The 26,516-nt window shown below is 52.3% G+C and carries 26 protein-coding genes and 1 other RNA gene; 15 read left to right on the top strand and 12 right to left on the bottom strand.

Annotated elements, in window-relative coordinates; genetic code table 11:
• Positions 1-132: 132 nt before the first annotated feature.
• From hupB to fadM, 4 genes are all read left to right on the top strand, one after another.
• On the top strand, positions 133-423 hold the full coding sequence (hupB, locus tag K8W53_RS16735) for a nucleoid-associated protein HU-beta (RefSeq protein ID WP_254888479.1): 291 nt from the start codon (positions 133-135) through the stop codon (positions 421-423).
• Positions 424-713: 290 nt separating this feature from the next.
• On the top strand, positions 714-2,585 hold the full coding sequence (gene ppiD / locus K8W53_RS16730; RefSeq protein ID WP_000969434.1) for a peptidylprolyl isomerase: 1,872 nt from the start codon (positions 714-716) through the stop codon (positions 2,583-2,585).
• A gap of 149 nt (positions 2,586-2,734) precedes the next feature.
• Positions 2,735-3,109, top strand: a complete 375-nt coding sequence (locus K8W53_RS16725) for a helix-hairpin-helix domain-containing protein (RefSeq protein WP_000680322.1) — start codon at positions 2,735-2,737, stop codon at positions 3,107-3,109.
• Positions 3,110-3,212: 103 nt separating this feature from the next.
• Positions 3,213-3,611: a long-chain acyl-CoA thioesterase FadM gene (fadM, locus tag K8W53_RS16720; RefSeq protein ID WP_001194543.1), complete on the top strand. Its 399-nt coding sequence runs from the start codon at positions 3,213-3,215 to the stop codon at positions 3,609-3,611.
• A gap of 105 nt (positions 3,612-3,716) precedes the next feature.
• On the opposite strand, the gene queC is transcribed toward fadM, so the two are convergent.
• Both queC and K8W53_RS16710 read right to left on the bottom strand, forming a co-directional pair.
• Positions 3,717-4,412 carry a 7-cyano-7-deazaguanine synthase QueC gene (gene queC / locus K8W53_RS16715; RefSeq protein ID WP_000817201.1) on the bottom strand — a complete coding sequence of 232 codons (696 nt, stop codon included), beginning with the start codon at positions 4,410-4,412 and terminating at the stop codon, positions 3,717-3,719.
• A gap of 64 nt (positions 4,413-4,476) precedes the next feature.
• Positions 4,477-6,177: an SgrR family transcriptional regulator gene (locus K8W53_RS16710; RefSeq protein ID WP_017441703.1), complete on the bottom strand. Its 1,701-nt coding sequence runs from the start codon at positions 6,175-6,177 to the stop codon at positions 4,477-4,479.
• A gap of 100 nt (positions 6,178-6,277) precedes the next feature.
• On the opposite strand from K8W53_RS16710, the gene cof reads away from it, so the two are divergent.
• Positions 6,278-7,096 (top strand): HMP-PP phosphatase, encoded by an 819-nt coding sequence (gene cof / locus K8W53_RS16705; protein ID WP_000113030.1) that lies wholly within the window; start codon positions 6,278-6,280, stop codon positions 7,094-7,096.
• Positions 7,097-7,145: 49 nt separating this feature from the next.
• Here cof and cdsH read toward each other — a convergent pair whose 3' ends face one another.
• A complete protein-coding gene (gene cdsH / locus K8W53_RS16700) occupies positions 7,146-8,201 on the bottom strand; it encodes a cysteine desulfhydrase (protein ID WP_000987851.1) in 1,056 nt (351 codons plus the stop codon).
• Between the two features lie 112 nt (positions 8,202-8,313).
• On the opposite strand from cdsH, the gene decR reads away from it, so the two are divergent.
• The 5 genes from decR to amtB all read left to right on the top strand — a co-directional run bounded on the left by decR (position 8,314) and on the right by amtB (position 14,228).
• On the top strand, positions 8,314-8,772 hold the full coding sequence (gene decR / locus K8W53_RS16695) for a DNA-binding transcriptional regulator DecR (RefSeq protein ID WP_000884593.1): 459 nt from the start codon (positions 8,314-8,316) through the stop codon (positions 8,770-8,772).
• 40 nt (positions 8,773-8,812) lie between these two features.
• A complete protein-coding gene (locus tag K8W53_RS16690) occupies positions 8,813-10,585 on the top strand; it encodes a SmdA family multidrug ABC transporter permease/ATP-binding protein (RefSeq protein ID WP_001235566.1) in 1,773 nt (590 codons plus the stop codon).
• A complete protein-coding gene (locus K8W53_RS16685; RefSeq protein WP_001256070.1) occupies positions 10,578-12,359 on the top strand; it encodes a SmdB family multidrug efflux ABC transporter permease/ATP-binding protein in 1,782 nt (593 codons plus the stop codon). The genes K8W53_RS16690 and K8W53_RS16685 overlap by 8 nt, the downstream gene beginning before the upstream one ends.
• A gap of 212 nt (positions 12,360-12,571) precedes the next feature.
• The gene (gene glnK, locus K8W53_RS16680; RefSeq protein ID WP_000780341.1) at positions 12,572-12,910 is read left to right on the top strand and encodes a P-II family nitrogen regulator; all 339 of its coding nucleotides are present in this window, start codon (positions 12,572-12,574) and stop codon (positions 12,908-12,910) included.
• A gap of 31 nt (positions 12,911-12,941) precedes the next feature.
• The gene (gene amtB / locus K8W53_RS16675; RefSeq protein WP_000684912.1) at positions 12,942-14,228 is read left to right on the top strand and encodes an ammonium transporter AmtB; all 1,287 of its coding nucleotides are present in this window, start codon (positions 12,942-12,944) and stop codon (positions 14,226-14,228) included.
• Between the two features lie 99 nt (positions 14,229-14,327).
• Here the strand turns inward: amtB and tesB are convergent, their stop codons facing one another.
• Positions 14,328-15,188, bottom strand: a complete 861-nt coding sequence (gene tesB, locus K8W53_RS16670; protein ID WP_000084176.1) for an acyl-CoA thioesterase II — start codon at positions 15,186-15,188, stop codon at positions 14,328-14,330.
• A 214-nt stretch (positions 15,189-15,402) separates the two neighbouring features.
• Between tesB and K8W53_RS16665 the strand changes: the two genes are divergently transcribed.
• Positions 15,403-15,972, top strand: a complete 570-nt coding sequence (locus tag K8W53_RS16665; RefSeq protein ID WP_000779802.1) for a YbaY family lipoprotein — start codon at positions 15,403-15,405, stop codon at positions 15,970-15,972.
• A 32-nt stretch (positions 15,973-16,004) separates the two neighbouring features.
• Here K8W53_RS16665 and K8W53_RS16660 read toward each other — a convergent pair whose 3' ends face one another.
• On the bottom strand, positions 16,005-16,394 hold the full coding sequence (locus K8W53_RS16660) for an MGMT family protein (RefSeq protein ID WP_023224410.1): 390 nt from the start codon (positions 16,392-16,394) through the stop codon (positions 16,005-16,007).
• 84 nt (positions 16,395-16,478) lie between these two features.
• Here K8W53_RS16660 and ffs point away from each other — a divergent pair.
• Positions 16,479-16,575: signal recognition particle sRNA small type (gene ffs / locus K8W53_RS16655), an RNA gene on the top strand.
• A 49-nt stretch (positions 16,576-16,624) separates the two neighbouring features.
• Here the strand turns inward: ffs and K8W53_RS16650 are convergent.
• Complete coding sequence (locus K8W53_RS16650; protein WP_000213145.1) at positions 16,625-18,175, bottom strand: EAL domain-containing protein; 1,551 nt, start codon at positions 18,173-18,175, stop codon at positions 16,625-16,627.
• A 224-nt stretch (positions 18,176-18,399) separates the two neighbouring features.
• On the opposite strand from K8W53_RS16650, the gene K8W53_RS16645 reads away from it, so the two are divergent.
• Both K8W53_RS16645 and ykgO read left to right on the top strand, forming a co-directional pair.
• Positions 18,400-18,660, top strand: a complete 261-nt coding sequence (locus K8W53_RS16645; RefSeq protein ID WP_000801415.1) for a type B 50S ribosomal protein L31 — start codon at positions 18,400-18,402, stop codon at positions 18,658-18,660.
• Between the two features lie 5 nt (positions 18,661-18,665).
• Positions 18,666-18,806, top strand: coding sequence for a type B 50S ribosomal protein L36 (gene ykgO / locus K8W53_RS16640; protein ID WP_001197749.1), 141 nt, complete (start codon positions 18,666-18,668; stop codon positions 18,804-18,806).
• A gap of 55 nt (positions 18,807-18,861) precedes the next feature.
• Here ykgO and K8W53_RS16635 read toward each other — a convergent pair whose 3' ends face one another.
• The 6 genes from K8W53_RS16635 to acrA form a co-directional block, all read right to left on the bottom strand.
• Entirely contained in the window at positions 18,862-19,332 is a 471-nt protein-coding gene (locus K8W53_RS16635; RefSeq protein ID WP_000136183.1) for a YlaC family protein, read from the bottom strand.
• Positions 19,333-19,449: 117 nt separating this feature from the next.
• Positions 19,450-20,001 (bottom strand): maltose O-acetyltransferase, encoded by a 552-nt coding sequence (gene maa / locus K8W53_RS16630; RefSeq protein ID WP_001278793.1) that lies wholly within the window; start codon positions 19,999-20,001, stop codon positions 19,450-19,452.
• A 178-nt stretch (positions 20,002-20,179) separates the two neighbouring features.
• Entirely contained in the window at positions 20,180-20,398 is a 219-nt protein-coding gene (locus K8W53_RS16625; protein ID WP_001280991.1) for an HHA domain-containing protein, read from the bottom strand.
• Between the two features lie 27 nt (positions 20,399-20,425).
• Positions 20,426-20,800, bottom strand: a complete 375-nt coding sequence (gene tomB / locus K8W53_RS16620) for an Hha toxicity modulator TomB (protein WP_000344807.1) — start codon at positions 20,798-20,800, stop codon at positions 20,426-20,428.
• 495 nt (positions 20,801-21,295) lie between these two features.
• Positions 21,296-24,445, bottom strand: a complete 3,150-nt coding sequence (acrB, locus tag K8W53_RS16615; RefSeq protein ID WP_001132508.1) for an efflux RND transporter permease AcrB — start codon at positions 24,443-24,445, stop codon at positions 21,296-21,298.
• 22 nt (positions 24,446-24,467) lie between these two features.
• Positions 24,468-25,661 (bottom strand): multidrug efflux RND transporter periplasmic adaptor subunit AcrA, encoded by a 1,194-nt coding sequence (acrA, locus tag K8W53_RS16610; RefSeq protein ID WP_001039199.1) that lies wholly within the window; start codon positions 25,659-25,661, stop codon positions 24,468-24,470.
• Between the two features lie 141 nt (positions 25,662-25,802).
• On the opposite strand from acrA, the gene acrR reads away from it, so the two are divergent.
• The gene (gene acrR / locus K8W53_RS16605; RefSeq protein WP_000101755.1) at positions 25,803-26,456 is read left to right on the top strand and encodes a multidrug efflux transporter transcriptional repressor AcrR; all 654 of its coding nucleotides are present in this window, start codon (positions 25,803-25,805) and stop codon (positions 26,454-26,456) included.
• Positions 26,457-26,516: the final 60 nt, after the last annotated feature.

Here is a 26,516-nt window from a genome sequence, read left to right as displayed (position 1 = left end):
AGCCTTTTTTTGTATAGCTAATTTAGATGGTTGATTGGGTCTGCCACCATTAACGGGTGTTGTAAGGGCGTGGCAGGCCTGATATAACTGCTGCGCGGTCGTACTTCGAAGGATTCAGGTGCGATATAAATTATAAAGAGGAAGAGAAGAGTGAATAAATCTCAACTGATCGAAAAAATTGCTGCAGGGGCTGATATCTCTAAGGCTGCGGCTGGACGTGCGTTAGATGCGATTATTGCTTCTGTTACCGAATCTCTGAAAGAAGGGGATGACGTTGCACTGGTAGGCTTTGGTACTTTTGCTGTTAAAGAGCGTGCTGCCCGTACTGGTCGCAACCCGCAAACAGGTAAAGAGATCACCATCGCCGCTGCCAAAGTGCCGAGTTTCCGTGCAGGTAAAGCGCTGAAAGACGCGGTAAACTAAGCGTGATCCCCTCGGGGGATGTGACAAAGTACAAGGGCGCATCAACTGATGTGCCTTTTTTATTGGCGATTCGGGACTTTCTGTGCGTTGCGGGCTGACAATTGCCCTCGTTTCTTGTCACAATAGGCTTTTGTGCGCCGCGTTCAGAAAATGCGATGCGCGTGAAGTCTCTATACGCAAATCATTCAGGTTGCGTCGACGCGGCAACTGAGCGAATCACTCGGTAGCCAGCAGAGAAGCCGCCTGAAAGATAAAGTGTAAAGTCACCTACAGCGGAGTGTGGTTACACCATGATGGACAGCTTACGCACGGCTGCAAACAGTCTCGTGCTCAAGATTATTTTCGTTATCATTATCGTGTCGTTCATTTTGACCGGCGTTAGTGGTTACCTGATTGGCGGAAGCAATAACTACGCCGCAAAAGTGAATGGCCAGGAAATCAGCCGGGCACAGTTTGAGAATGCGTTTAATAACGAACGTAACCGTATGCAGCAGCAGTTGGGCGACAGGTATTCTGAACTGGCGGCCAACGAAGGTTATATGAAAAGCCTGCGCCAGCAGGTGCTGAATCGTCTGATAGATGAAGCGCTGTTGGATCAATATTCCCGCGAACTGAAACTGGGCATCAGCGATGAGCAGGTAAAGCAGGCGATTTTCGCCACTCCCGCTTTTCAGGTGGACGGTAAGTTTGACAACAACCGCTATAACGCGATTGTGAATCAGATGGGAATGACGGCCGATCAGTATGCTCAGGCGCTGCGTAACCAGCTTACCACTCAGCAACTGATCAACGGCGTGGCCGGTACTGATTTTATGCTGAAAGGGGAAACCGACGAACTGGCGGCATTAGTCTCTCAACAGCGCGTGGTGCGTGAAGCCGTTATTGATGTCAACGCGCTGGCGGCGAAGCAGCAGGTGACCGATCAGGAAGTGTCCAGCTACTACGATCAGAATAAAGTCCGCTTTATGACGCCGGAACAGTTCCGCGTAAGCTATATCAAGCTGGATGCCGCGACGATGCAGGCACCGGTTAGCGATGCGGATATTCAGGCCTATTATGACCAGCATGTAGATCAGTTTACTCAGCCGGAGCGCATTCGTTACAGCATTATCCAGACCAAAACGGAAGATGATGCAAAAGCGGTACTGGATGCGCTGAACAAGGGCGAAGATTTCGCCACGCTGGCGAAAGAGAAATCTACCGATATCATCTCTGCGCGTAATGGCGGCGATATGGGCTGGCTGGAAGAGTCTGCCACGGTGCCGGAACTGAAAAACGCCGGATTAAAAGAAAAAGGACAGATATCTGGCGTGATTAAGTCGTCTGTCGGTTTTCTGGTGGCGCGTCTGGATGATATTCAGCCTGCCAAAGTGAAACCGTTAAGCGAGGTTCGCGACGACATTGCCGCGAAAGTGAAACAAGAAAAAGCGCTGGATGCTTACTATGCGTTGCAGCAGAAGGTGAGCGATGCGGCAAGCAACGACAATGAGTCGTTAGCAGGCGCTGAACAGGTCGCTGGCGTAAAAGCGGTTGAAACCGGCTGGTTTAGCCGTGACACCTTACCGGAAGAGCTGAACTTCAAACCGGTAGCCGATGCTATCTTTAATGGCGGTCTGGTAGGCGAAAACGGTACGCCGGGGCCGAATTCAGATATTATCACCGTAGATGGCGACCGGGCTTTTGTTGTGCGCGTGAGCGAACATAAACCTGAAGCCGTGAAGCCGTTGGCAGAAGTGAAAGAACAGGTCACTGCCCTGGTGAAGCATAACAAAGCGGAACAACAGGCGAAGCTGGATGCGGAAAAACTGCTGGTCGAGCTGAAAGCGGGTAAAGGCGCGGAAGCGATGAAAGCGGCGGGTCTGAGTTTTGGCGAGCCTAAAACGTTAAGTCGTACCAGTCAGGATCCGGTGAGTCAGGCGGCCTTTGCGTTAAGCCTTCCGACGAAAGATAAGCCAGTTTATGGCGTGGCGAACGATATGCAGGGTAACGTCGTTCTGCTGGCGTTTGACGAGGTGAAAGCGGGCGCCATGCCGGAAGCGCAGAAAAAAGCGATGGTGCAGGGCATCACGCAGAACAATGCGCAAATTGTCTTTGAGGCGCTGATGAGCAATCTGCGTAAAGAGGCGAAAATCAAAATCGGCGACGCTCTGGAACAGCAGTAATCGTCGAGGCGCTTCGCAAAAAATTGCAAAACGTTGTATCCCACAAAGGCCGCTTTCGCGGCCTTTTCCATTTCTGAGAATTGCCGTTTGTTCGTTTTTCTCCGCCCCGCTATCGTGGCTGCACTGTTAACAAACAAGGAGAAAACAGTATGAAACACGGAATTAAAGCACTGCTTATTACGCTTTCTTTAACCTGCGCGGGCATGGCCCATAGCGCGCTGGCGGCGACGCCTGTCGCAAAAAATGCAGCGGTGGAAACAAAAGCGGATACGCCTTCTTCATCCTCCGCCAAAGCGGCATTACCTGCTAAAGCCAGCGATGATGAAGGTACCAGGGTGAGCATTAATACCGCGTCTGCGGAGGATCTGGCGCGGGTGATGAACGGCGTTGGGCTGAAAAAAGCGCAGGCTATTGTGAGCTATCGGGAGGAGTATGGTCCTTTTAAAACGGTGGATGATTTAAAGCAGGTGCCGGGAATGGGAAGCGCGCTGGTGGAGCGTAATCTGGCAGTTTTAACATTGTAATCACTTGCACAGTGGCAAAAATTTGCCAGACTGTAGAGGTCATACCAGTTATGACCTCTGTACTTGTCGTTTACTTATAACAACAACGTAAGGTTATTGCGCTATGCAAACACAAATCAAAGTTCGTGGATATCATCTTGATGTTTATCAACATGTTAATAATGCCCGCTATCTGGAGTTTCTGGAAGAGGCCCGTTGGGATGGTCTGGAAAACAGCGACAGCTTTCAGTGGATGACGGCCCGCAATATTGCCTTTGTGGTGGTAAACATCAATATAAATTACCGTCGCCCGGCGGTATTGAGCGATCTACTGACCGTGACCAGCCAGGTACAACAGCTTAACGGTAAAAGCGGCGTATTAAGCCAGACGATTACGCTGGAGCCAGAAGGGCAGGTGGTGGCCGATGCGCTCATCACGTTTGTTTGTATTGATTTAAAAACGCAAAAAGCGCTGCCGCTGGAAGGCGAATTGCGTGAAAAGCTGGAACAGATGGTGCAATAACGCCTCGCTGTCTGATGGCGTTGAACTTGTCCGGCCTGGCGATATTGACCATGGTGAATATCGCCAGGCCGGATAAGGCGCGTGCGCCGCCATCCGGCAAAACAATCACCTTAACCCGGTTTTTTGCTTCATTGCCGCCATCACCGCCGCTTTATTCGACAGATAATGATTCAGGCCGTTAGCGCGCAGATTACAGGCCGCGCAATGACCACAGCCATCGCCTTTAATGCCGTTATAGCAGGTCAGCGTCTCTTCGCGAACCAAATCCAGTTGGCCCCAATAATCGGCCAGCGCCCAGGTTTCAGCTTTATCAATCCACATTAGGGGCGTTTCGAAACGGATATCTTTCGCCATGCCCAGATTCACCGCGTGATTCAGCGCTTTGACGAACTCATCGCGACAGTCTGGATAGCCGGAAAAATCGGTCTCGCAAACGCCGGTGATCACCGCTTCGGCTTTGACCTGATAAGCGTAAATCGCCGCCAGCGTCAGAAAGAGAATATTGCGTCCCGGTACGAAAGTATTGGGGATACCGTCAGCGTTCGGTTCATAGTCCGGCACCGGAATGCTATCCCGCGTCAGGCTGCTGACCGCCAGTTCGTTCAGCAAAGTGACATCCAGCACTTTATGCGCGCGTGCGCCAAGTTTTAACGCCAGCGCGCGCGCGACATCGATCTCTGCGCGGTGGCGCTGACCATAATCAAACGTGACACAATGCACTTCATCATACTGATGCCGCGCTTGCGCCAGACAAGTGGTGGAGTCCTGACCTCCACTAAATACAACAACGGCGCGTTTCATAGTTATCCTGCTCAATGACGAAAACCAATATGGTAACGCGTACGGATAATCCCGACCAGCTTCTTCACGGCGAAGGCGGCGGAAGCCAGGCTTCGCTAAATTCAAACCAGCCGCGAGGGGTGAGTCGAACGCCGTTAACGCCCGGTGGGGCGCTGATGCGATAGTGATAATTAAACAGCGGCGTAAGTGTGGCGTCATCCATCAGGTTGGCAAAAACTTGTTGTAGCGCGGCGCGGCGATCTTTTTCATTGGGCTGAATTTGCAGAGCGTCAAGCGTAGCCTGCAGATGGGAAAACGCAGGCGCGTCCAGGACATGCGGCCAGATCTGATCGCAACGTAGCCACTGCTCCAGCGTATATTCCGGCGCTTCGCCGATCAGCCTGTCGCCCATCATCAGATCCGCTTGCGCCAACGCAGGGCAGTTATCCCAGTTTTTGGCATTATGAAAAATCAACGTTAACTCACAGCCGAGCGTCGCCAGGTAATGTCGAAGCTGTTCCGCCATCGTATGCAGCTCTACAGGAAGGTGATACGCCAGGGTAAGTTTTTTCGGCAATGGGGTTTCATCAACGTCCTGCCATTGCGGGATTGTCCAGCCGGGTAGCAGCCCCTGACTTGGCATAATCAAGTTCTCATCTACCGGTAAGGTTTTCAGCAGCGAAGTATGATGGATAATATGTATCAGACGCCGCGCCTGCTGTACGTTGAGCCGTGAGCCCTTTTTGAGGGTTAAATAACAAAAGCCCAGGCTGATACCACTACTTACCTGACTCAGCGTCGCCAGCTCTTCCGGTTTGCCGATGGCAATCTGCACCGGATGGCGGCAACTGGTGCCCAGATCCTGGGCAAACAGTTGCGGGGTGATCCAGAATTCAATCGCTTTCAGCAGCGGATGGCTGAGGTGATAATGGTTATGACTTTCCAGACGCACCAGTTCCGGCGTGAACAACGCCAGGCGAAAAGGACCGGTGCCGATAAGCGGCAGGTCAGGATGCGCCAGACCGCTACAATAGCTCGCCAGACGATGCGCCAGCCAGTAATCAGGTCGGTGAAGGAGAAAGGTCAGGCACTGAGGATGCGTTACTTCGATCCGTGCGACGCTAATAAACAATTTGCTTAGCGCGGGTAGGGTAAGCAGCCTTTCCAGGCGTTCGTGTAGCTGCGCGGTATCCACCGCATCGCCATTATGCCAGTGCAGCGTGGAGCGAATATAAAAATCCCAGCGTAAACCGTCGGCGGAAACCTTCCAGTGATGCGCCAAATCCCCGCAAGGATATTGGCTATCGCGGTCGAAGCGCGTTAACCCGGAAAAAACTTGCCCTGCGAGATGCTGTTCCGCGCGTCCTGGCAGAAAACCCGGCTGCAGCGGATCAAGCGGACGATAGTAGGGAATACGCAATGTCGGCGTATCGTTTTGCCATTGGCCGCCCATAAAAGGCTGGAGCATCGCCCGTAACTCGCCCGGCGCCAGCTGCGCCAGTTCCAGTACGTTGAGCTGCTGCCCTTTTTCCAGCGCCTGTTCCATCATGGCGGTGCGGAGCGATTCCGGCGTGACCAGAAACTGGAGCCGTCCACGTTTCCCGCGTCCGGACTGCGCCTCCCATCTTAGCCAACCCGCCTGCTGGGCCTGACGCAGCAGCGTTCGCAGATGGCGCTCGCTACAAAAACAGCGTTCGGCCAGTTCGCTAACGGTGACATGTTGCGTTTCCCCGGCGGAAGGCTGCCAGAGGCGTTGATATTGATTAAGCCGATTCAGTAGCCTCATAGAAACCCGGAACACTTCCTTTTATCTGTTCACTATTACTTCCGTATATCTCAGGTAATACTGAACAACAAGTTAACCGCGTCACAGTGTGGAGAAAGAGATGGCCCGTCTGGCAGCATTTGATATGGATGGCACGTTATTAATGCCCGATCACCATTTGGGTAGAGAAACGATCGCCACGCTGGCGCGTCTGCGCGAACGCGATATCACCCTGACATTCGCTACGGGTCGTCATGTGCTGGAAATGCGGCATATTCTGGGGACGCTTTCACTGGATGCTTATCTTATTACCGGTAACGGGACGCGAATTCACTCGCTGGAAGGCGACGTGCTGCATCGTCAGGATCTCGATCCTCAGGTTGCCGATACGGTGATGCACCATGCCTGGGATACCCGAGCCAGTATGCATGTGTTTAATGACAACGGCTGGTTTACAGGCCAGGAGATCCCCGCGCTACTCCAGGCGCACGTCTACAGCGGCTTTCGTTATCAGGTTATCGATATAAAAAGCATTCCGGCCCATCAGGTGACGAAGATCTGTTTTTGCGGCGATCATGACGATCTGATCCGTTTGCGCATTCAGCTCAATGAGGCGCTGGAAGAACGCGCTCATCTCTGTTTCTCTGCCGTCGACTGCCTGGAAGTGCTACCGCTGGGGTGCAATAAAGGATCGGCGCTGGCGGTATTGAGCAACCATTTAGGGCTTTCACTGGCAGATTGCATGGCGTTTGGCGACGCGATGAACGATCGGGAAATGCTGGGCAGCGTCGGGCGGGGGCTCATTATGGGCAATGCCATGCCGCAGCTTATCGCCGCGCTGCCACACCTTTCGGTTATCGGACATTGTGGTAATCAAGCGGTATCACACTTTTTGACGCATTGGCTGGACAATCCGCATCTACCTTATTCCCCCGAATGAGAGATCTCTTCCAGCAAGCCAGACATTCAGTCTGGCTTTTTTTTGGTTTTTAGTCGCCGGTAAGTAATTTTTCGATGGCCGCTGACCACGGCGTCAAATCGCCGATATGGTCGCTAACCCAGGACGGATGGTAATAGGTATCCAGATAGCGATCGCCGCTATCGCACAATAACGTCACGATAGCGCCGGTTTCTCCAGCCTCGCGCATCCGGGCCGCAAGCTGCAGCGCTCCCCACATATTCGTGCCGGTAGAGGCGCCGACTTTACGGCCTAGCTGCGTTTCCAGCCAGTGTGCGGTGGCAACGCTGGCGGCGTCCGGCACGCGCAGCATCTCATCCACGACATCCGGAATAAAAGAAGGCTCTACTCGCGGACGACCAATTCCTTCAATTTTACTGCCCACCGGGCTGCGTAATGAAGCGTCGCGATCCTGCCAGTAAGGTAAAAAGACGGAATTTTCCGGATCCACCACCATGAGCTGAGTATCATAGCCCTGGCAGCGAATATAGCGCCCAATCGTCGCAGAGGTTCCGCCCGTTCCGGCGCTCATGACGATAAATCGCGGTACCGGATGGGGTTCGTTGCGCATCTGGCGGAAAATACTGTCGGCAATATTATTGTTGCCCCGCCAGTCGGTAGCTCGTTCTGCGTAGGTAAACTGGTCCATATAGTGACCGTTCAGTTCATGCGCCAGCCGCTCGGAGGCGGCATAAATTTCGCAGGCGCTCTCCACAAAATGACAGTGGCCGCCGTAAAATTGAATCTGTTCGATTTTACGTTTTGCGGTACAGGCGGGCATGACGGCGATGAACGGCAGTCCCAGTAAACGCGCGAACCAGGCTTCGGAAATCGCCGTTGAGCCTGATGACGCTTCAATAATCGGAGTGCCTTCTTTAATCCAGCCATTGCACAGCCCATAAAGGAACAGCGAGCGCGCCAGACGATGCTTGAGGCTACCGGTGGGATGCGTGCTTTCGTCTTTCAGGTAAAGCTGGATACCTGGAAATGCCGACAGGGGCAAACGAATAAGATGCGTATCCGCCGAGCGCTGGTGGTCAGCGTTAATTTCATTAATGGCATTTTTAACCCAATTGCTACTCATCATTAATATCCATTTATCATTTTGTGCCAAGAGTAGCGAAAAGTACGGAAAAAATTGTTGCTATTTGACCTTTAAATTACAATGTAAGGAGAAAAATATTCTCTATGGAGTGGGTATGTTAGATAAAATTGACCGTAAACTGCTTTGCTTATTGCAGCAGGACTGTACCCTCTCTTTGCAGGCGCTGGCGGATGCCGTTAATCTGACGACAACGCCTTGCTGGAAGCGGCTTAAACGCCTGGAAGATGACGGTATCCTGCTTGGCAGGGTCGCGCTGCTGGACCCGGAAAAACTGGGTCTGGGATTAACCGCTTTTGTGTTGATAAAAACGCAGCACCACAGCAGTGAATGGTACTGTCGGTTCGTGACCGTCGTCTCTGAGATGCCGGAAGTGCTTGGCTTCTGGCGGATGGCGGGGGAATACGACTATCTGATGCGAGTTCAGGTGGCCGACATGAAGCGGTATGACGACTTCTATAAACGTCTGGTCAATAGCGTCCCAGGACTGTCAGACGTCACCTCCAGTTTTGCGATGGAACAGATTAAGTACACCACCTCTCTGCCCATTGAATAATTCTCCCGGTATTGCCGGAAATCATATCAGGAAATAACGCGTGCGATTATTTGCTCAATTAAGCTGGTACTTTCGCCGGGAATGGCGTCGCTATCTTGGCGCGGTGGCCCTGCTTATGCTTATTGCGATGCTTCAGCTGATCCCGCCCAAAGTGGTGGGGATTGTCGTGGATGGCGTAACCGCACAGCATTTTACTCCAGGCCGAATAGCGATGTGGATTGGCACCATTGCCCTGATCGCCGTAGTGGTCTATTTGTTGCGCTATGTCTGGCGCGTGCTGCTATTTGGCGCTTCTTATCAATTAGCCGTCGAACTGCGTGAAGATTATTATCGCCAGCTGAGTCGTCAGCATCCTGAATTTTATCAGCGCCATCGAACGGGCGATCTTATCGCGCGCGCGACGAATGATGTGGATCGCGTCGTATTTGCGGCGGGCGAGGGCGTTCTGACGCTGGTTGACTCGCTGGTAATGGGCTGCGCGGTACTGATTGTTATGTCGACGCAAATTAGCTGGCAGCTAACGCTATTAGCGCTGTTGCCGATGCCGATTATGGCGCTGATGATCAAACGTTACGGCGATCGGCTGCATGATTATTTCAAACTGGCGCAGGCTGCCTTTTCCAGCCTGAACGACCGCACGCAGGAGAGTCTGACCAGCATCCGCATGATCAAAGCGTTTGGTCTGGAGGACCGCCAGTCTTCGCTGTTTGCGGCGGATGCCGAAGATACCGGCAAGAAAAATATGCGCGTGGCGCGTATTGACGCGCGTTTTGATCCAACCATTTACATCGCCATTGGCATGGCGAACCTGCTCGCGATTAGCGGCGGAAGCTGGATGGTGGTTAACGGCAGCCTGACGCTGGGCGAACTCACCAGCTTTATGATGTATCTGGGGTTGATGATTTGGCCGATGCTGGCGCTGGCCTGGATGTTTAATATCGTGGAGCGGGGTAGCGCCGCATACAGCCGCATCCGCGCCATGCTGGCGGAAGCGCCGGTAGTTAAGGATGGCGAAGAGCCGGTCCCGGCGGGGCGCGGCGAACTGACGGCGGCCATTCGTGAGTTTTGCTATCCGCAAACGACTCATCCGGCGCTGGAGAATGTGAACTTTCGTCTTAAACCGGGTCAGATGCTGGGGATATGCGGTCCGACCGGCGCGGGGAAAAGCACAATATTGTCGCTTATCCAGCGCCATTTTGATGTGACGCAGGGAGAGATCCGTTTCCATGACGTGCCGTTGACGCATCTGCAACTGGATAGCTGGCGTAGCCGACTGGCGGTCGTCAGCCAGACGCCGTTTTTGTTCTCGGACTCTATTGCCAATAATATTGCGCTCGGACGCCCGGAGGCGACTCAGGAGGAGATTGAACAGGTGGCGCGTTTAGCCAGCGTACATGAGGATATTCTCCGCTTGCCTCAGGGCTACGACACGCAGGTAGGTGAACGTGGCGTCATGTTATCGGGAGGGCAAAAACAGCGTATCTCGATTGCCAGAGCGCTACTGTTAAATGCGGAAATTCTGCTTCTCGATGATGCGCTTTCTGCAGTAGATGGCCGCACGGAGCATCAGATTTTGCATAATTTGCGCCAGTGGGGCGAAGGGCGTACGGTCATCATCAGCGCGCATCGTTTATCCGCGCTGACCGACGCCAATGAAATTATCGTTATGCAACATGGTCATGTTGTTCAGCGCGGCGATCACGATCAACTGGCGCAGCAGATTGGCTGGTATCGCGATATGTATCGCTATCAGCAACTGGAGGCCGCTCTGGATGACGCGCCGGAACGCGGCGAGGAGGCGGTGAATGCGTAGTTTTGGACAGCTATGGCCGACGCTGAAACGGTTGCTGGCGTATGGCTCGCCATGGCGAAAACCGCTCTCTGTCGCGGTGATGATGCTGTGGATTGCGGCGGCGGCGGAGGTTAGCGGTCCGCTGCTGATCAGCTATTTCATTGATAACATGGTGGCCCGCCACCATTTACCGTTGGGCAAGGTCGCGGGGCTGGCGGCCGCCTATGTGGGGCTACAGTTTCTGGCGGCGGGTCTCCATTACGCCCAGTCTTTATTATTTAACCGGGCGGCCGTTGGCGTGGTTCAGTCCTTGCGCACGGACGTCATGGATGCCGCCTTGCGCCAGCCGCTAAGCGCTTTCGACACGCAGCCTGTCGGACAATTAATTTCACGTGTGACCAACGATACGGAAGTCATCCGCGATCTGTACGTCACGGTCGTCGCAACGGTATTACGTAGCGCGGCGTTGATCGGCGCCATGCTGGTCGCCATGTTCAGCCTTGACTGGCGGATGGCGCTGGTGGCGATTTTGATTTTTCCGGCGGTATTGACCGTGATGATCATTTATCAGCGCTACAGCACGCCGATTGTACGCCGCGTGCGGGCATACCTGGCGGATATTAACGACGGCTTTAACGAAATCATCAACGGGATGAGCGTAATTCAGCAGTTTCGCCAGCAGGCGCGCTTCGGCGAACGCATGGGCGAGGCCAGCCGCTCGCACTACATGGCTCGGATGCAGACGCTGCGCTTAGACGGCTTTTTATTGCGTCCGCTGCTTAGCCTCTTTTCCGCGCTCATTTTATGCGGTCTGTTGATGCTTTTCAGCTTTACGTCTGCCGGCACGATTGAGGTCGGGGTGCTGTATGCGTTCATTAGCTATTTGTCACGTCTGAACGAGCCGCTCATTGAACTGACCACCCAGCAATCCATGCTACAGCAGGCGGTTGTGGCGGGAGAACGTGTTTTTGAACTGATGGATCGCCCGCGCCAGCGCTATGGCAGCGACGACAGGCCGTTACAAAGCGGGGCGATTGATATTGATCATCTGTCGTTTGCTTACCGCGACGATAATCTTGTTTTACAGGACATTACGCTATCAGTACCGTCCCGTAGCTTTGTGGCGCTGGTGGGGCACACCGGCAGCGGGAAGAGCACGCTCGCCAGCTTATTAATGGGGTATTACCCCCTGACACAAGGCGAAATTCGGCTGGATGGGCGAGAAATCGCCTCTCTTAATCATCGCGTTTTACGCCAGGGCGTGGCGATGGTTCAACAGGACCCGGTAGTGATGGCGGATACCTTTCTGGCTAATGTGACGCTGGGGCGCGATGTCTCCGAGGCGCAGGTGTGGCAGGCGCTGGAAACGGTACAACTGGCAGACCTGGCGCGCGGGCTGAGCGACGGGCTGCATACGCATCTCGGCGAGCAGGGAAATACGCTGTCCGTCGGGCAAAAACAGCTATTGGCGCTGGCGCGCGTGCTGGTTGACGCCCCGCAAATATTAATTCTTGATGAAGCGACGGCCAGCATCGATTCCGGCACTGAGCAGGCGATACAGCAGGCGCTGGCGGCGATTCGCGAGCGCACCACGCTGGTGGTTATTGCCCATCGGCTATCGACAATCGTGGAGGCGGATACCATTCTGGTTCTCCATCGCGGCCAGGCGGTGGAGCGCGGGACGCATCAACAATTGCTGGCGGCGCAAGGGCGCTACTGGCAAATGTATCAATTACAGTTAGTTGGCGAGGAGTTAGCCGCCAGCGTACACGAAGAACCCGGCCCTGCGGCATAAGGTTTGGCACCACAGGGCAAAGCCTCGCCCATCATGCACCGTCGTGGTGCGTTTTTCTTTCCCTGCTTCGATTTTGGGGCGCGTCAATATAAAGACGCGCCGCTAACCGCGCTTTTCCTCGCTCGCCAGCTTCTGGCACATCCTTTGCAATATCCATTCTGAAGAGTCCATGCGCGGCGGCAGCCGTTACCTAATTCTGACTGGAGGGTTCTATGAAGCTGGTTACCGTGATTATCAAACCGTTCAAGCTGGAGGACGTGCGGGAGGCGCTTTCTTCCATTGGCATTCAGGGACTGACCGTCACCGAAGTGAAAGGGTTTGGCCGTCAGAAAGGACACGCCGAACTGTATCGCGGCGCGGAGTACAGCGTGAATTTCCTGCCGAAGGTCAAAATTGATGTGGCTATCGCCGACGACCAACTGGAAGAGGTGATCGATATCATCAGTAAAGCGGCTTACACCGGAAAAATTGGCGACGGCAAAATTTTCGTCGCGGAGCTCATGCGCGTTATTCGGATTCGTACCGGCGAAGCTGACGAAGCAGCGCTGTAAGACCCGCCACACAGCAACAGGAAATGAAAAAATGAAGATAGCGATGATAAAAACCACACTGGCTTCACTGGCGCTGCTGCCTGGGCTAACGATAGCCGCGCCAGCGGTTGCCGATAAAGCGGATAGTGCTTTTATGATGATTTGCACCGCGCTGGTGCTGTTCATGACGATACCGGGTATCGCGCTGTTTTACGGCGGATTAATTCGCGCAAAGAACGTGCTGTCAATGTTAACGCAAGTGACCGTCACCTTTGCGCTGGTCTGTATTTTATGGGTGGTGTACGGCTATTCGCTGGCTTTTGGCGAAGGGAATCATTTCTTCGGTAATGCTGATGGGGCGATGTTGAAGAATATCGCGTTGACGGCGGTAACGGGTACGATTTATCAGTATATTCATGTCGCGTTTCAGGGATCTTTCGCCTGCATTACCGTCGGGCTGATTGTCGGCGCGCTGGCGGAGCGTATTCGTTTTTCGGCGGTACTGATTTTTGTCGTGGTGTGGTTCACGCTCTCTTATATCCCGATTGCGCACATGGTGTGGGGCGGCGGCCTGCTGGCTGCTCACGGCGCGCTGGATTTTGCCGGTGGTACGGTGGTGCATATTAACGCCGCTATCGCCGGGCTGGTAGGGGCTTATTTAATTGGCAAACGCGTCGGCTTTGGGAAAGAAGCATTTAAACCCCATAACCTGCCGATGGTCTTTACCGGTACTGCGATTCTGTATATCGGCTGGTTTGGATTTAACGCGGGTTCTGCGGGTAGCGCAAACGAGATAGCAGCGCTGGCCTTTGTGAACACCGTGGTGGCGACCGCCGCCGCGATTCTGGGGTGGATTATCGGCGAGTGGACGCTACGCGGTAAGCCTTCCCTGCTGGGAGCCTGTTCCGGCGCGATTGCCGGTCTGGTCGGCGTGACGCCAGCCTGTGGCTATGTTGGCGTTGGCGGCGCGCTGGTTATCGGCGTTATTGCGGGTCTGGCGGGATTGTGGGGAGTCACCATGCTTAAACGTCTGTTACGGGTAGATGATCCGTGCGACGTATTTGGCGTTCACGGTGTTTGCGGAATAGTCGGCTGTATCCTGACCGGCGTTTTTGCCGCCAGTTCGCTGGGCGGCGTTGGCTTTGTCGACGGCGTTACGATGGGACATCAGGTGATGGTACAGCTGGAAAGTATTGCTATTACGGTCGTCTGGTCCGGCGTTGTCGCGTTTGTTGGTTACAAACTGGCGGATATCCTTGTTGGACTGCGTGTACCGGAAGAGCAGGAGCGCGAGGGGCTGGATGTGAACAGTCACGGCGAGAATGCGTATAACGCGTGATTGCGCAACATGCCTGATGGCGCTGCGCTTATCCAGTTTACCGTAGGCCGGATAAGCGCAGCGTCATCAGGCCATTAACGCCGCATAGCGGCATGTTTTTTAATTGTGATTACGCATTACCCCTTCCTGCACGGTTGAAGCGACCAGCGCGCCATCCTGAGTATAAAACTCGCCGCGAACAAAGCCCCGGGCGCTGGAGGCGGAAGTGCTCTCTACGCTATAAAGTAGCCATTCATTAAAATTGAACGGGCGATGGAACCACATAGAGTGATCGATAGTGGCGATCTGAATGCCCTTTTCCAGAAAACCGATGCCGTGAGGCTGAAGCGCGACGGGAAGGAAATTCAGATCCGAGGCGTATCCCAGTAAATATTGATGGACGCGAATGTCATCCGGAACGGTGCCGTTGGCGCGAATCCATACCTGACGCACAGGCGCGGCGACGTGACCTTTCAACGGATTGTGAAATTCGACGGGACGAATTTCCAGCGGGCGATCGCAGAGAAACTTTTCTTTCAGAATCGGCGGCAGTAAATGCGCCAGCGATTGCGCGATTTCCGTTTCTGACGGTAGTCCTTCCGGCCCGACTGCCGTCGGCATGGTTTTTTGATGTTCAAAACCCGGTTCCGGCGCCTGGAATGAGGCGGTCATATAAAAGATGGGTTTCCCGTTCTGAATAGCGGCAACGCGGCGGGCGCTGAAGCTGTTCCCATCGCGCAGCACTTCTACGTCATAGATAATGGGTTTTTGGCTGTCGCCTGGCCGCAGAAAATAACTGTGGAATGAATGCACCAGTCGCGCTTCCGGCACCGTTTCTTTGGCGGCATAGAGCGCCTGGCCCACCACCTGACCGCCAAATACCTGGCGCAGCCCTAAGTCTTCACTTTGGCCCCGAAAGAGTCCTTCTTCAATTTTTTCCAGATTCAATAATGTCAGCAAATTATTCAGTGTCTGACTCATACATACTCTCCAGGTGACAACGATGCCGAAGCGAGGTAGGGCAGAGTATAACGCAATTTTGCAAGTGGTCCGATGGGTACAAAAGTCTGAATAACAGACCAATTCCAGGCAAAAATGAGTGACATGTGCCACACTTAATCACGTTATGTTTCTGTTAACCACTCTTCCGGCGGGGGGAAAGGCCTGCTGGTGCATTGATGATAAGGAGAATTGAATGAAACTCGTGCACATCGTAAGTGGTTTAGCGGTTGCGATATCTCTGGCGGCCTGCGCTGATAAAAGCGCTGATATCCAGACGCCTGCGCCAAACCCTAACATGTCGATTACAGCTAACCAGTCTACTATTCAGCAACCCAATGTTTCCGGTACCGTCTGGATCCGCCAGAAGGTCGCTCTGCCGCCAGATGCGGTGCTGACCGTGACGCTTTCAGATGCTTCGCTGGCTGATGCGCCGTCTAAGGTGCTGTCGCAAAAAGCGGTACGTACCGAAGGTAAACAGGCGCCTTTCAGTTTTGTGTTGCCGTTTAACCCATCAGATATTCAACCTAACGCGCGTATTCTCCTGAGCGCGGCCATCACCGTTGACAATAAGCTGGTATTTATTACCGATAGCGTGAAACCGGTGATTAACAATGGCGGCACTAAAGCGGATCTGACGCTGGTACCGGTACAGCAAACGGCGGTGCCTGTGCAGGCCAGCGGCGGTGCGACGACGACGGTTCCATCGACCTCACCGACCCAGGTCAATCCGTCTTCTGCCGTTCCTGCGCCTACCCAGTATTAATCCTGCGCCAACCCTCTCCGTTACGGAGAGGGTTAATACACCCAGCGATAGCGTTGTAAATCGATTTGTCCGCTTCCCGACACCACCACGCCTTCCGCCAGTAATGCCTGACGTTGCCGCTGTAGATCCGGCCCGGTAAGTGATATTGCGCCGTGGCGGTTCACCACCCGATGCCATGGTAAAGTGCTGCCTTCCGGCAGACGTTTTAAAACTCCGCCGACCTGACGCGCCGCCCGAGGCGAACCGGCAAGCCGGGCGATATCACCGTAGGTCGTGACAAATCCTTCCGGGATCGAAGCGACGATTTGCCAGACGCGTTGAGGAAATGTGTCCTGAATATCCATAATAGAATCCTGCGTTAATGCTTCAGGATAATCTGGAATAAGGGGGGAGGAAAGCCCGGATGCGCAAGAAACCAGCATCCGATGCCTGATGGGTTGCAATTGCACGATATAGCAGTGATAATGCGCCTGCGCGTTGGTTCACAACGCTCTCAATGGGGGCTCTGTTGGTTCTCCCGCAACGCTACTCTGTTTACCAGGTCAGGTCCGGAAGGAAGCAGCCAAGGCAGATGACGCGTGTGCCGGGATGTAGCTGGCAGGGCCCCCACCCATTTGTGCCTCTCCACACTGTTCTTTTCTGCTGTGCGACGTTATAGCCGCTGTTCCGCCCAAAGAATAAATGCCGTAGCGGGTAGGGGTTTACTGTATAACCAGCCCTGACCATAATGTACGCCATGCTGGCGTAGCCACTGTTCTTGCCTGGTCGTTTCGATGCCTTCTGCGACCATCTTGAGTTTGAGCGTTTTCGCCATTTCAATAATATGCGGCGTGACGTTTTTATATTCCAGCGCATCGACAAAAGATTTATCAATTTTAAGGACATCCACATCCAGATTTTGTAAGTAGCTGAGGCTGGAATAGCCGGTGCCAAAGTCATCAATATAAATGGAATGTCCCGCGTTACGGTATCTGGCGACAATGGGCGCGCTGGTTTTCGGATCGGCGAACTCGCGTTCCGTTAACTCAAGCGCGATTTGCGACGGAGAAATTTGGCTACGGTTCAGCAGCGTGCTTAACAGCGTCGGCAACGTTTCCGACGCCAGATCGGATGCCTCAAGATTGATTGAAATATGTTGTTCGGGATGGGACTTTAACCAACTCCCCATGTCTTCAAAAACGGTTTCGATGATTAGCCGGGTTAGCGGCTCCGTGAGCCCGGTTTGTTCAGCCAGCGCGATAAAAATTTCCGGCGAAAGGAAGGTGCCGTCCGCCTGTTGCCAGCGAGCTAAGGCTTCGGCACCGACAATTTTTCCGCTGCTCAGGGAGACAATAGGCTGATAGTGTACGTTAATTTCGCGATTGTCTATCGCATCCTGGAGACGGTGGCGGGGCGACTGTAGCCGACGCAAAATACGCAGAATAAAGGCCGCGGCCAGCAGACCCGTTACGATGCCCGCCGGTAGCCAGATAAACGCCTGTCGATACCAGCTCCTTTCCAGCGGAGCGGTCGGTGCCCAGCTTACGATAGTAATGCCCATTTCCGGAAAGGGGTGGATAGCATACTGAATGCCTCGGTTTTCCAGGCGCAGGGGCGTCTCATGGTGAATGAGCGGAAGAATAGCGGGGTCAAGGTTACCGCTGCTGGCAACCACAGTATTGCGTTCCCGGCCAATAATAGCGACGTCAATCGGCCATGCGCCAAACGGAATCACATCGATAAAGGACGCCGGGTCGATCATCACGATATAGCTGTCGCTCCCGAGTGCCGCCATATAGCGTTTTATACCCAGATCGTTTTGCGCCGTAAACCAGGCGCGATAACCGTCGCGAGTGATTTTCATGGGCGGAGGGAAAGCGGGAATATGGCTCTCTTTTTCAAGTGAGGAGCAAACGGGAATCGAATTTTTAAGATACAGAACTTCCTGGACATACCGAAAGCTATAAGACACGCGGCGCATGGCGAGTAAATGGGCGCTGCTGCAGGGCTCGCCTTTAAAGGAGGCAATATGCGTTAACGCGGCTTTTGCCTGGTCACTGACCCTTTCTGTACGTAGCGCCACCCGGGACGAGAAGATATCCAGCTCTTCGTTAAACCTTTTTTCAACTTGACGGTGCGCCAGCCACAGGCTCAATCCTATCGGGAAAAGGACAGACAGGATAAGCACTCCCGTTACCAGGCTGACCAGATGTCGTGTTGTCACAGTGATGTCCTTATAAACACAGCGTAGAGAAAGTATATCCGATCGTAAATCGCGCCCTTGAATGATAAAGCTATTTTATCGATTTTACAGATACAGGGGCCAGACTAACGCGTTACGCCACGTTGCTTTTGCCGCCAGGAAGAGATCGTGAATGTTTACCGGTTGAAAAAGGAGCGTTGATAGCGTATTTTATTGTTATGTTATAACATAATTGAGAGAGCGCAATGAAACCTGATATTCATCCTGTATACCGCACCGTCGTATTTCACGACACCAGCGCAAATGAATATGTGAAAGTGGGATCAACTATCAAAACTGAACGTGAAATCGAACTGGACGGCGTGACATATCCGTATGTCACTATTGATGTGTCATCAAAATCGCATCCTTTTTATACCGGTAGACAGAAAACGTTTGATAGCGAAAGTAGCGCCGCACGCTTCCAGAAACGTTTTGGTCATTTTATCGGCGCTAAACGGGGGTAAATGAAATGCAGGTGTTAAACTCACTTCGCAATGCAAAACAACGGCATCCGGATTGCCAGATAGTCAAACGCAAAGGACGCTTATACGTGATTTGTAAAACAAATCCGCGTTTTAAGGCGGTTCAGGGGCGTAAAAAAAGACGTTAAAAAACCAACAGTTCAGGGAAAGCAGTGCGTACCAGGGAGGGTGCGCACTTTTTTATTACCGGCTGGCTTCTGCGCGGGCCAGCGTAAAAATATCGTAGAAGGAAAGTTCGCCCTTACGGGCAACCATTTTTTGCAGCTGGACTTTATGTTCATTATCCACCTGTGGAGACTGAAGAATCGTCTCAATGAGCGTGGGGGGAACAAAGCGGGTGTTGTACCATTCGCCGTTGTAACAGACCCGGAGGTCCAGCACATCGATGTCGTTATAGTGATAACGCGGGGCGATGTCGAAAAAGAAGAAGCCATTAAATGCGATAAATAACACCACTAACAGCCACACTGACCCCACCAGCGTTTCTGATTGCAGCATGACCGCCAGCGTCGCAAACCAGGCTGCATACATCGCGATAAATAACCCAGGATGCTTGCGGATAAAACTGATACTAAAACGCGGCCTGTTATCGCGTTTTTCACGGACGTTTAAGTCATCAATAGTTTCGCTAAGCAGGCGCTGTATCTCTGTCATCTTTTGCCTTCATGATTTCTGCGACATAGGGGGTAGTAACAGCCCATTTTAAAGGGAGGTGTAACGTGAAAAAAGTAACAGATTAACCACGAATTAGCATAACAGTTATCATTTTAACTACAATTTTTTAATGATTCGCGCCGGGTTTCCACCTACCACGACGTCTGGCGGTACGTTTTTTGTCACCACAGCGCCTGAAGCGACGACGACGTTATCGCCGATGGTTACGCCAGGATTAACGACGGCTCGTCCGCCTATCCAGACGTTATTTCCGATAGTGACGGGTTTACCTAATTCTCTGCCGCTGTTGCGTTCGACGGCGTCCAGCGGGTGCGTGGCGGTATAGATATGTACCCCTGGCGCGAGCATACAATTATCGCCAATATGAATTGGGCAAACATCAAGCATGACGCAGTCGAAGTTAGCGTAAAAGGAGTGACCAAGAAAAATATTATAGCCGTAGTCGCAACGGAAGGAAGGTTCAATATAGGCGTCTTCGCATCGACCCAACAGGTCGCGTAAAATCGCCTGACGCTTATTTATTTCATCAGGCGTAGTATAATTGTATTGATGGATGAGTTGACGCGCCCGCAGTCGATCCTGGCATAAAGTTTCATCGGTCGGGCAATACAGTGCCCCAGCGATCATTTTTTGTTTTTCGTCACTCATCGCGCGCTCCCCTTGGTGGATATTATCGCAATAGAAGCAATAATAAAGTATTAGAGGGAACGTTCCCTGCTATTGGTATGTGATCTATATCACTGTTCTATAATGGCCCGTTGTGTTATTAGCCAGAACGAGGAGGCAGATAACACCTGCGTGTTCTCTAAAAAGTAATGTAGCGTGATTAACGAATGAATTTCCATACTGAAGAGGGGATCTTGTCGTAGAGTTTGTTCATCGTCAATTCTGCAAGACGGTGATCCGCAGCTGAGTAAAATACAGCCAGCTCATTGTCGGACAATTCATATTTATTTTTCTCAATGACGCGCTCCAGAGTGTCAATTGTCTGACAGCGCCGTAAACGCATCAAATAATCAGTTTTAGTTAATGGTTTATCAGACATAAATTCTACCTATGATTGTAATAATTTTTAACAAGACAAACTAACAGGATTAGCCCTGGTGGCGTTGACGAAACAACGGAACAGGCGGTTGCCCGATTTACGCCATTTTTGCAAATCCTGCGTATTAATACCATAGCTGCTGAACAACATAAAGGTGTCGTCCAGGTATTCATCTATCTGCGCAATCAATTTATTGTCTTCATTGTACTTAATTTTATAATTAAGCGCGAAAGTTGCAATATGCTCTATCAGCTCATTGAGCTGCAGGTTGACTGCTGAGGTCGGGTCATTAACCCAGCCATGGTTGCTTTCTTCAAGGTTTGCAAGACAGTCATGATACAGGGTTTCGCAAAGAAATTTAAGCTGTGCTATATCATGTCTTTTGGGTGAGTATTCGTCCATAATGCATCCCCTTTTTAGTGGCTTAAACTAACCGAACACCTTCGGGATGGATACAACTAACTAACCTGGTACTTCCCACGTCACCTTATGATTTAACTATAATCTACTCTAAAAAACTTTTCATCGTCATATTACGAAAAATTACAATTGCGTGAAAGCCGCGTGTTGCCATACTTTTTCGAATTTTAACAGTGATCGTCGGTCGCCTAAAAAGGAACCAGTTTTATTGTTTGTGTAATCATTGGGTTAACGTTTTTTAGCTTTTCAGGCTAAAACAATAGACTCTGACAGGAGAAAATAGCCAGGAATATTCTTAATATTTCTTAATTAATGGCTGAATTAAGAAATGGCCAACTTTCCTAAGAAAAGCCTTTAACGCAGTAAGGATTATACCTTTTATTAATATGGCAAAAAATAATCAATCTAACAATAAGCGTATTTTATGATTTTTGCGTAAAAAAGGCCGCTTGCGCGGCCTTATCAACAGTGAGCAAATCAGCGATGTTCTGTCGAATGACTATGCTCAATATCTTCGCTTTTACGGCTAAAGCGGCGGCGTACCACCACGAAGAAGACCGGTACGAAGAAAATAGCCAGTACGGTTGCCGTTACCATCCCGCCCAGTACGCCAGTACCTACCGCATTCTGCGCGCCGGAACCCGCGCCGGAACTGATAACCAGCGGCATAACCCCCAGCATGAACGCTAACGAGGTCATCAGAATCGGGCGCAAACGCATCCGAACGGCCTCCAGCGTCGCTTCTACCAGACCTTTCCCTTCTTTATCCATTAAGTCTTTGGCGAATTCGACGATAAGTATCGCGTTCTTCGCCGACAACCCAATGGTTGTGAGCAGGCCCACCTGGAAGTAAACGTCGTTAGTCAGTCCGCGGAAGGTGGCGGCCAGCAGCGCGCCGATAACCCCAAGCGGAACAACCAGCATTACGGAGAACGGGATAGACCAGCTCTCATACAATGCCGCCAGACACAGGAAGACGACGATCAGCGAGATAGCATACAGGGCAGGGGCCTGGTTGCCGGACAACCGCTCCTGGTAGGACATCCCGGTCCAGTCATACCCAATGCCTGACGGCAGCTTGCTGGCCAGTTCTTCCATCATCGCCATCGCTTCACCAGTACTCTTGCCTGGCGCCGCCTGACCCAGAATTTCCATCGAAGGCAGACCGTTATAGCGTTCCAGACGCGGCGAACCATATTCCCAGCGGGAAGAGGAGAATGCGGAGAACGGCACCATCTGACCATCGCTACCACGAACGTACCAGTCGTTAATATCATCCGGCAACATGCGGTATTTCGCTTCGGACATCACGTAAACTTTCTTCACACGACCGCGATCGATAAAGTCGTTTACATAGCTGCCGCCCCATGCTGCGCCCAGCGTGGTATTAATGTCGCTAATAGACACGCCCAGCGCCTGAGCTTTTTCCTGGTCGATATCGATTTTAAACTGCGGCGTATCTTCCAGACCGTTAGGTCGAACGCCGACCAGCAGATCAGGATATTTCGCCACCTCGCCGAACAACTGATTACGTGCCTGGGTGAGTTTTTCATGACCAAGTCCCGCCTGGTCAATCAACTCGAAGTCAAACCCGGTTGCGGTGCCCAGTTCAACAATCGCCGGTAGGTTAAAGGCGAAGACCATCGCATCTTTAATTTGTGAAAACGCTGCGGTTGCCCGCTGGGTAATCGCTTCAACCTTGTTTTTTTCGCCTGGACGATCGGCCCAGTCTTTCAACGACACGAATGCAATACCGGTATTCTGACCGCGCCCTGCAAAACCGAAGCCGTTGACGGCGAATACCGATTCAACGTTGGCTTTCTCTTTGTTCAGATAGTAATCCGTGACCTCATCCAGCACTTTTTGCGTGCGCTCTTGCGTCGCGCCGGCGGGGAGCTGGACCATTGTCAGGAATACGCCCTGGTCTTCATCCGGCAAGAAAGAGCTTGGCAGACGAACGAACAGATAAGCCATACCGACGACAATAATGAGATAGAGCAGCAGGTAACGCCCGGTGCTGCGCAGAATATTGCCTACGCTATCGGTGTAGTGATGCGTGCTCTTATCAAACAGGCGGTTAAACCAGCCGAAAAAGCCTTTTTTCCCTTCGCCATGATCGCCTTTGGCGACGGGTTTGAGCATCGTCGCGCACAGCGCAGGCGTCAGGATCAGCGCGACCAGCACCGACAGCGCCATCGCCGATACGATGGTGATAGAGAACTGACGATAAATTGCCCCGGTTGAGCCGCCAAAGAAGGCCATCGGAATAAATACCGCCGACAGTACCATCGCGATACCCACCAATGCGCCCTGAATCTGGCCCATGGATTTGCGCGTCGCTTCCTTCGGCGGAAGGCCTTCTTCCGTCATAACACGTTCGACGTTCTCGACCACCACGATGGCGTCATCCACCAGCAAGCCGATGGCGAGCACCATCCCGAACATCGTCAGCGTGTTTATCGAGAAACCGAATGCCGCAAGCACGGCAAAGGTTCCCAACAACACCACCGGAACCGCAATAGTCGGAATCAACGTCGCGCGGAAGTTCTGCAGGAACAGGTACATCACCAGGAACACGAGGATAATCGCTTCGACCAGCGTTTTTACCACTTCATGAATAGAGATCTTCACGAACGGCGTGGTGTCATACGGGTAGACGATTTTCATCCCTGGCGGGAAGAACGGTTCCATTTTTTTCAGTTCGGCGCGAATAGCGGTAGCGGTATCCAGCGCGTTGGCGCCGGTAGCCAGTTTGATGCCAAGACCTGACGCTGGCTGACCGTTAAATTTCGCGATGACGTCGTAGTTTTCGCCGCCAAGCTCAATTTTCGCTACATCCCGCAGACGAACCTGAGAGCCATCCTGATTCACCTTCAGCAGGATTTTGCCAAACTCATCCGTTGAGGTCAGACGCGTTTGGGCAATAATCGATGCGTTAAGCTGCTGGCCTTTTACCGGCGGCGTACCACCGAGCTGACCTGCAGCGACCTGGGCGTTCTGTGCTTTGATCGCGTTAATCACGTCGACCGGCGTCAGTTGGTATTTGGTCAGCTCTGTCGGATTCATCCAGATACGCATCGCATACTGCGAACCAAACAGCTGGACGTCGCCCACCCCAGAGGTACGGCTGATCGGATCTTTCATATTGGCGGCAACGTAATCCGAAATATCCTCCTGGGTCATGGTGCCGTCGGTGTTAATGACGCCCACTACCATCAGGAAGCTACTTGAGGACTTCTCAACGCTCACGCCCTGTTGCTGTACTTCCTGGGGAAGTAACGGCATTGCCAATTGCAACTTGTTCTGAACCTGAACCTGCGCGATATCCGCATCGGTGCCGGATTCAAAGGTCAGCGTGATCTGCACGGTCCCCGTGGAGTCACTGTTGGAGGACATATACATCAGGTTATCGATACCGTTCATATTCTGTTCGATAACCTGCGTGACGGTATCCTGTACCGTTTTCGCATCAGCGCCAGGGTAGGTTGCGGAGATCGTCACTGCTGGTGGCGCAATCGTCGGATATTGCGCTACCGGCAATTTGAGGATCGCGAGCCCCCCTGCCAACATGATGATGATGGCGATCACCCACGCAAATATAGGGCGATCGATAAAGAAATTAGGCATGTCTTAACGGCTCCTGTTTAAGTTAAGACCTGGGCTGAGCAGGTTGATCACCGCTTGCGGCTTGCTGTTTGTTATCCGCGGTAATTTCCTGCACTTTAACCTGTGCGCCAGGACGTACTTTTTGCAGCCCGCTGACGACTACGCGGTCGCCCGCTTTCAATCCGTCAGTCACCAGCCACTTATCGCCGATCGCCTGGCTTGCGACGATTTGGCGGGTTTCCACTTTGTTATCAGCGCCAACCACCAGCACCGTGGCATCGCCGCGTGGAGTACGGGTAACGCCCTGTTGTGGAACCAGTAATGCCGTCGGTTTTGTCCCTTCCTGCAGACGTGCGCGAACGAACATTCCTGGCAATAAGGTGTGATCCGGGTTAGGGAAGATGGCGCGCAAAGTAATAGACCCGGTGCTTTGGTCAACGGTAACGTCGGAGAATTCAAGCGTACCGGATTGCGGGAATTTGATACCGTCGCTGGTCACCAGATCGACCTTCGCTTTGCCGTTTTCCTGCTTCAGCGAACCATTTGCCAGCTCCTGCTTCAGGCGCAGGAAATCATTGCTGGACTGGGTCACATCGACATAAATAGGGTCCAGCTGCTGCACTGTCGCCAGCGCCGACGCCTGACCGTTCTGTACCAGCGCGCCTTCCGTTACGGACGACTTACCAATACGACCGCTAATCGGTGAGGTGACTTTGGTATACGCCAGGTTGATACGTGCGGTTTCAACGGCGGCTTTTGCTGCGACAACGGCGGCAGTCGCTTGTTGCGCGTCAGCCAGCGCCTGATCGTATTCCTGCTTACTGATGTACTGCGTACCCAGCAGCTTTTGATAACGCTTCACCGTCAGTTCAGCGATATTCGCGGCGGCCTGCGCTTTTGCCAGATCGCCCTTAGCGCTGTCGTAAGTCGCCTGGTAGGTCGCAGGATCAATCTGATAGAGAGAGACTCCCGCTTCGATATCACTTCCCTCAACGAAATTACGCTTCAGGATAATGCCGCTTACCTGCGGGCGAACTTCGGCGATACGGTAAGCAACGGTACGACCCGGAAGTTCAGTTGTGATTTGCAGTGGTTCCGTTTTTAGTGTGACAACTCCAACTTCTGGCATCTGCTGGCCGCCTTGCTGGTCCTGTTTGTCGTCACATCCTGTTAGCGCTAAGCTGCCTGAGAGCATCAGAACGACCGCCAGAGGCGTTAACCCTCTGTTTTTGTTCATATGTAAACCTCGAGTGTCCGATTTCAAATTGGTCAATGGTCAAAGGTCCTTAAACCCATTGCTGCGTTTATATTATCGTCGTGCTATGGTACATACATCCATAAATGTATGTAAATCTAACGCCTGTAAATTCACCGACATATGGCACGAAAAACCAAACAACAAGCGCTGGAGACACGACAACACATCCTGGATGTGGCCCTGCGTTTGTTCTCGCAGCAAGGCGTATCAGCAACCTCGCTGGCGGAGATTGCGAACGCTGCTGGCGTGACGCGCGGCGCAATCTATTGGCATTTCAAAAATAAGTCGGATTTATTCAGTGAGATCTGGGAGCTATCAGAATCCAATATTGGTGAGCTTGAGATTGAGTATCAGGCAAAATTCCCCGACGATCCACTATCTGTATTAAGAGAAATTTTAGTTCATATTCTTGAAGCTACTGTAACAGAAGAACGACGCCGCTTATTGATGGAGATTATATTCCATAAATGTGAGTTTGTCGGAGAAATGGTTGTGGTTCAACAGGCGCAACGTAGCCTTTGTCTGGAAAGTTACGATCGGATTGAACAAACGTTAAAACATTGTATTAATGCTAAAATGCTGCCTGAAAATCTGCTGACTCGTCGTGCGGCGATACTGATGCGCAGCTTTATTTCAGGGCTCATGGAAAACTGGTTATTTGCTCCGCAATCGTTTGATTTAAAAAAAGAAGCTCGCGCCTACGTCACGATCCTGCTGGAGATGTATCAATTGTGTCCGACGCTGCGCGCGTCGACGGTCAACGGCTCCCCCTGATAATATTCCAGGAAAACTCCTGGACATTTTCTGTGTCGCTATTCTGTTTGTTACAGGCGT

This window comes from Salmonella sp. A29-2, from assembly GCF_020150755.1.
Classification (GTDB): domain Bacteria; phylum Pseudomonadota; class Gammaproteobacteria; order Enterobacterales; family Enterobacteriaceae; genus Salmonella; species Salmonella enterica.
The sequence above is the reverse complement of the archived record's forward strand: the minus strand, read 5'-3'. Positions and strand labels throughout refer to the sequence as shown.

Excerpts from the sequence above, each read along its gene's own strand:
- fadM (WP_001194543.1), top strand. The coding sequence starts at position 3,213 with ATGCAAACACAAATCAAAGTTCGTGGATATCATCTTGATGTTTATCAA.
- decR (WP_000884593.1), top strand. The coding sequence starts at position 8,314 with ATGTTAGATAAAATTGACCGTAAACTGCTTTGCTTATTGCAGCAGGAC.
- cof (WP_000113030.1), top strand. The coding sequence starts at position 6,278 with ATGGCCCGTCTGGCAGCATTTGATATGGATGGCACGTTATTAATGCCC.
- glnK (WP_000780341.1), top strand. The coding sequence starts at position 12,572 with ATGAAGCTGGTTACCGTGATTATCAAACCGTTCAAGCTGGAGGACGTG.
- ykgO (WP_001197749.1), top strand. The coding sequence starts at position 18,666 with ATGCAGGTGTTAAACTCACTTCGCAATGCAAAACAACGGCATCCGGAT.
- K8W53_RS16665 (WP_000779802.1), top strand. The coding sequence starts at position 15,403 with ATGAAACTCGTGCACATCGTAAGTGGTTTAGCGGTTGCGATATCTCTG.
- acrB (WP_001132508.1), bottom strand. The coding sequence starts at position 24,445 with ATGCCTAATTTCTTTATCGATCGCCCTATATTTGCGTGGGTGATCGCC.
- tesB (WP_000084176.1), bottom strand. The coding sequence starts at position 15,188 with ATGAGTCAGACACTGAATAATTTGCTGACATTATTGAATCTGGAAAAA.
- K8W53_RS16725 (WP_000680322.1), top strand. The coding sequence starts at position 2,735 with ATGAAACACGGAATTAAAGCACTGCTTATTACGCTTTCTTTAACCTGC.
- maa (WP_001278793.1), bottom strand. The coding sequence starts at position 20,001 with ATGAGTGACGAAAAACAAAAAATGATCGCTGGGGCACTGTATTGCCCG.
- K8W53_RS16660 (WP_023224410.1), bottom strand. The coding sequence starts at position 16,394 with ATGCTGGTTTCTTGCGCATCCGGGCTTTCCTCCCCCCTTATTCCAGAT.
- tomB (WP_000344807.1), bottom strand. The coding sequence starts at position 20,800 with ATGGACGAATACTCACCCAAAAGACATGATATAGCACAGCTTAAATTT.
- cdsH (WP_000987851.1), bottom strand. The coding sequence starts at position 8,201 with ATGATGAGTAGCAATTGGGTTAAAAATGCCATTAATGAAATTAACGCT.
- acrR (WP_000101755.1), top strand. The coding sequence starts at position 25,803 with ATGGCACGAAAAACCAAACAACAAGCGCTGGAGACACGACAACACATC.
- K8W53_RS16635 (WP_000136183.1), bottom strand. The coding sequence starts at position 19,332 with ATGACAGAGATACAGCGCCTGCTTAGCGAAACTATTGATGACTTAAAC.
- amtB (WP_000684912.1), top strand. The coding sequence starts at position 12,942 with ATGAAGATAGCGATGATAAAAACCACACTGGCTTCACTGGCGCTGCTG.
- K8W53_RS16710 (WP_017441703.1), bottom strand. The coding sequence starts at position 6,177 with ATGAGGCTACTGAATCGGCTTAATCAATATCAACGCCTCTGGCAGCCT.
- queC (WP_000817201.1), bottom strand. The coding sequence starts at position 4,412 with ATGAAACGCGCCGTTGTTGTATTTAGTGGAGGTCAGGACTCCACCACT.
- acrA (WP_001039199.1), bottom strand. The coding sequence starts at position 25,661 with ATGAACAAAAACAGAGGGTTAACGCCTCTGGCGGTCGTTCTGATGCTC.
- K8W53_RS16625 (WP_001280991.1), bottom strand. The coding sequence starts at position 20,398 with ATGTCTGATAAACCATTAACTAAAACTGATTATTTGATGCGTTTACGG.
- K8W53_RS16645 (WP_000801415.1), top strand. The coding sequence starts at position 18,400 with ATGAAACCTGATATTCATCCTGTATACCGCACCGTCGTATTTCACGAC.
- K8W53_RS16685 (WP_001256070.1), top strand. The coding sequence starts at position 10,578 with ATGCGTAGTTTTGGACAGCTATGGCCGACGCTGAAACGGTTGCTGGCG.
- ppiD (WP_000969434.1), top strand. The coding sequence starts at position 714 with ATGATGGACAGCTTACGCACGGCTGCAAACAGTCTCGTGCTCAAGATT.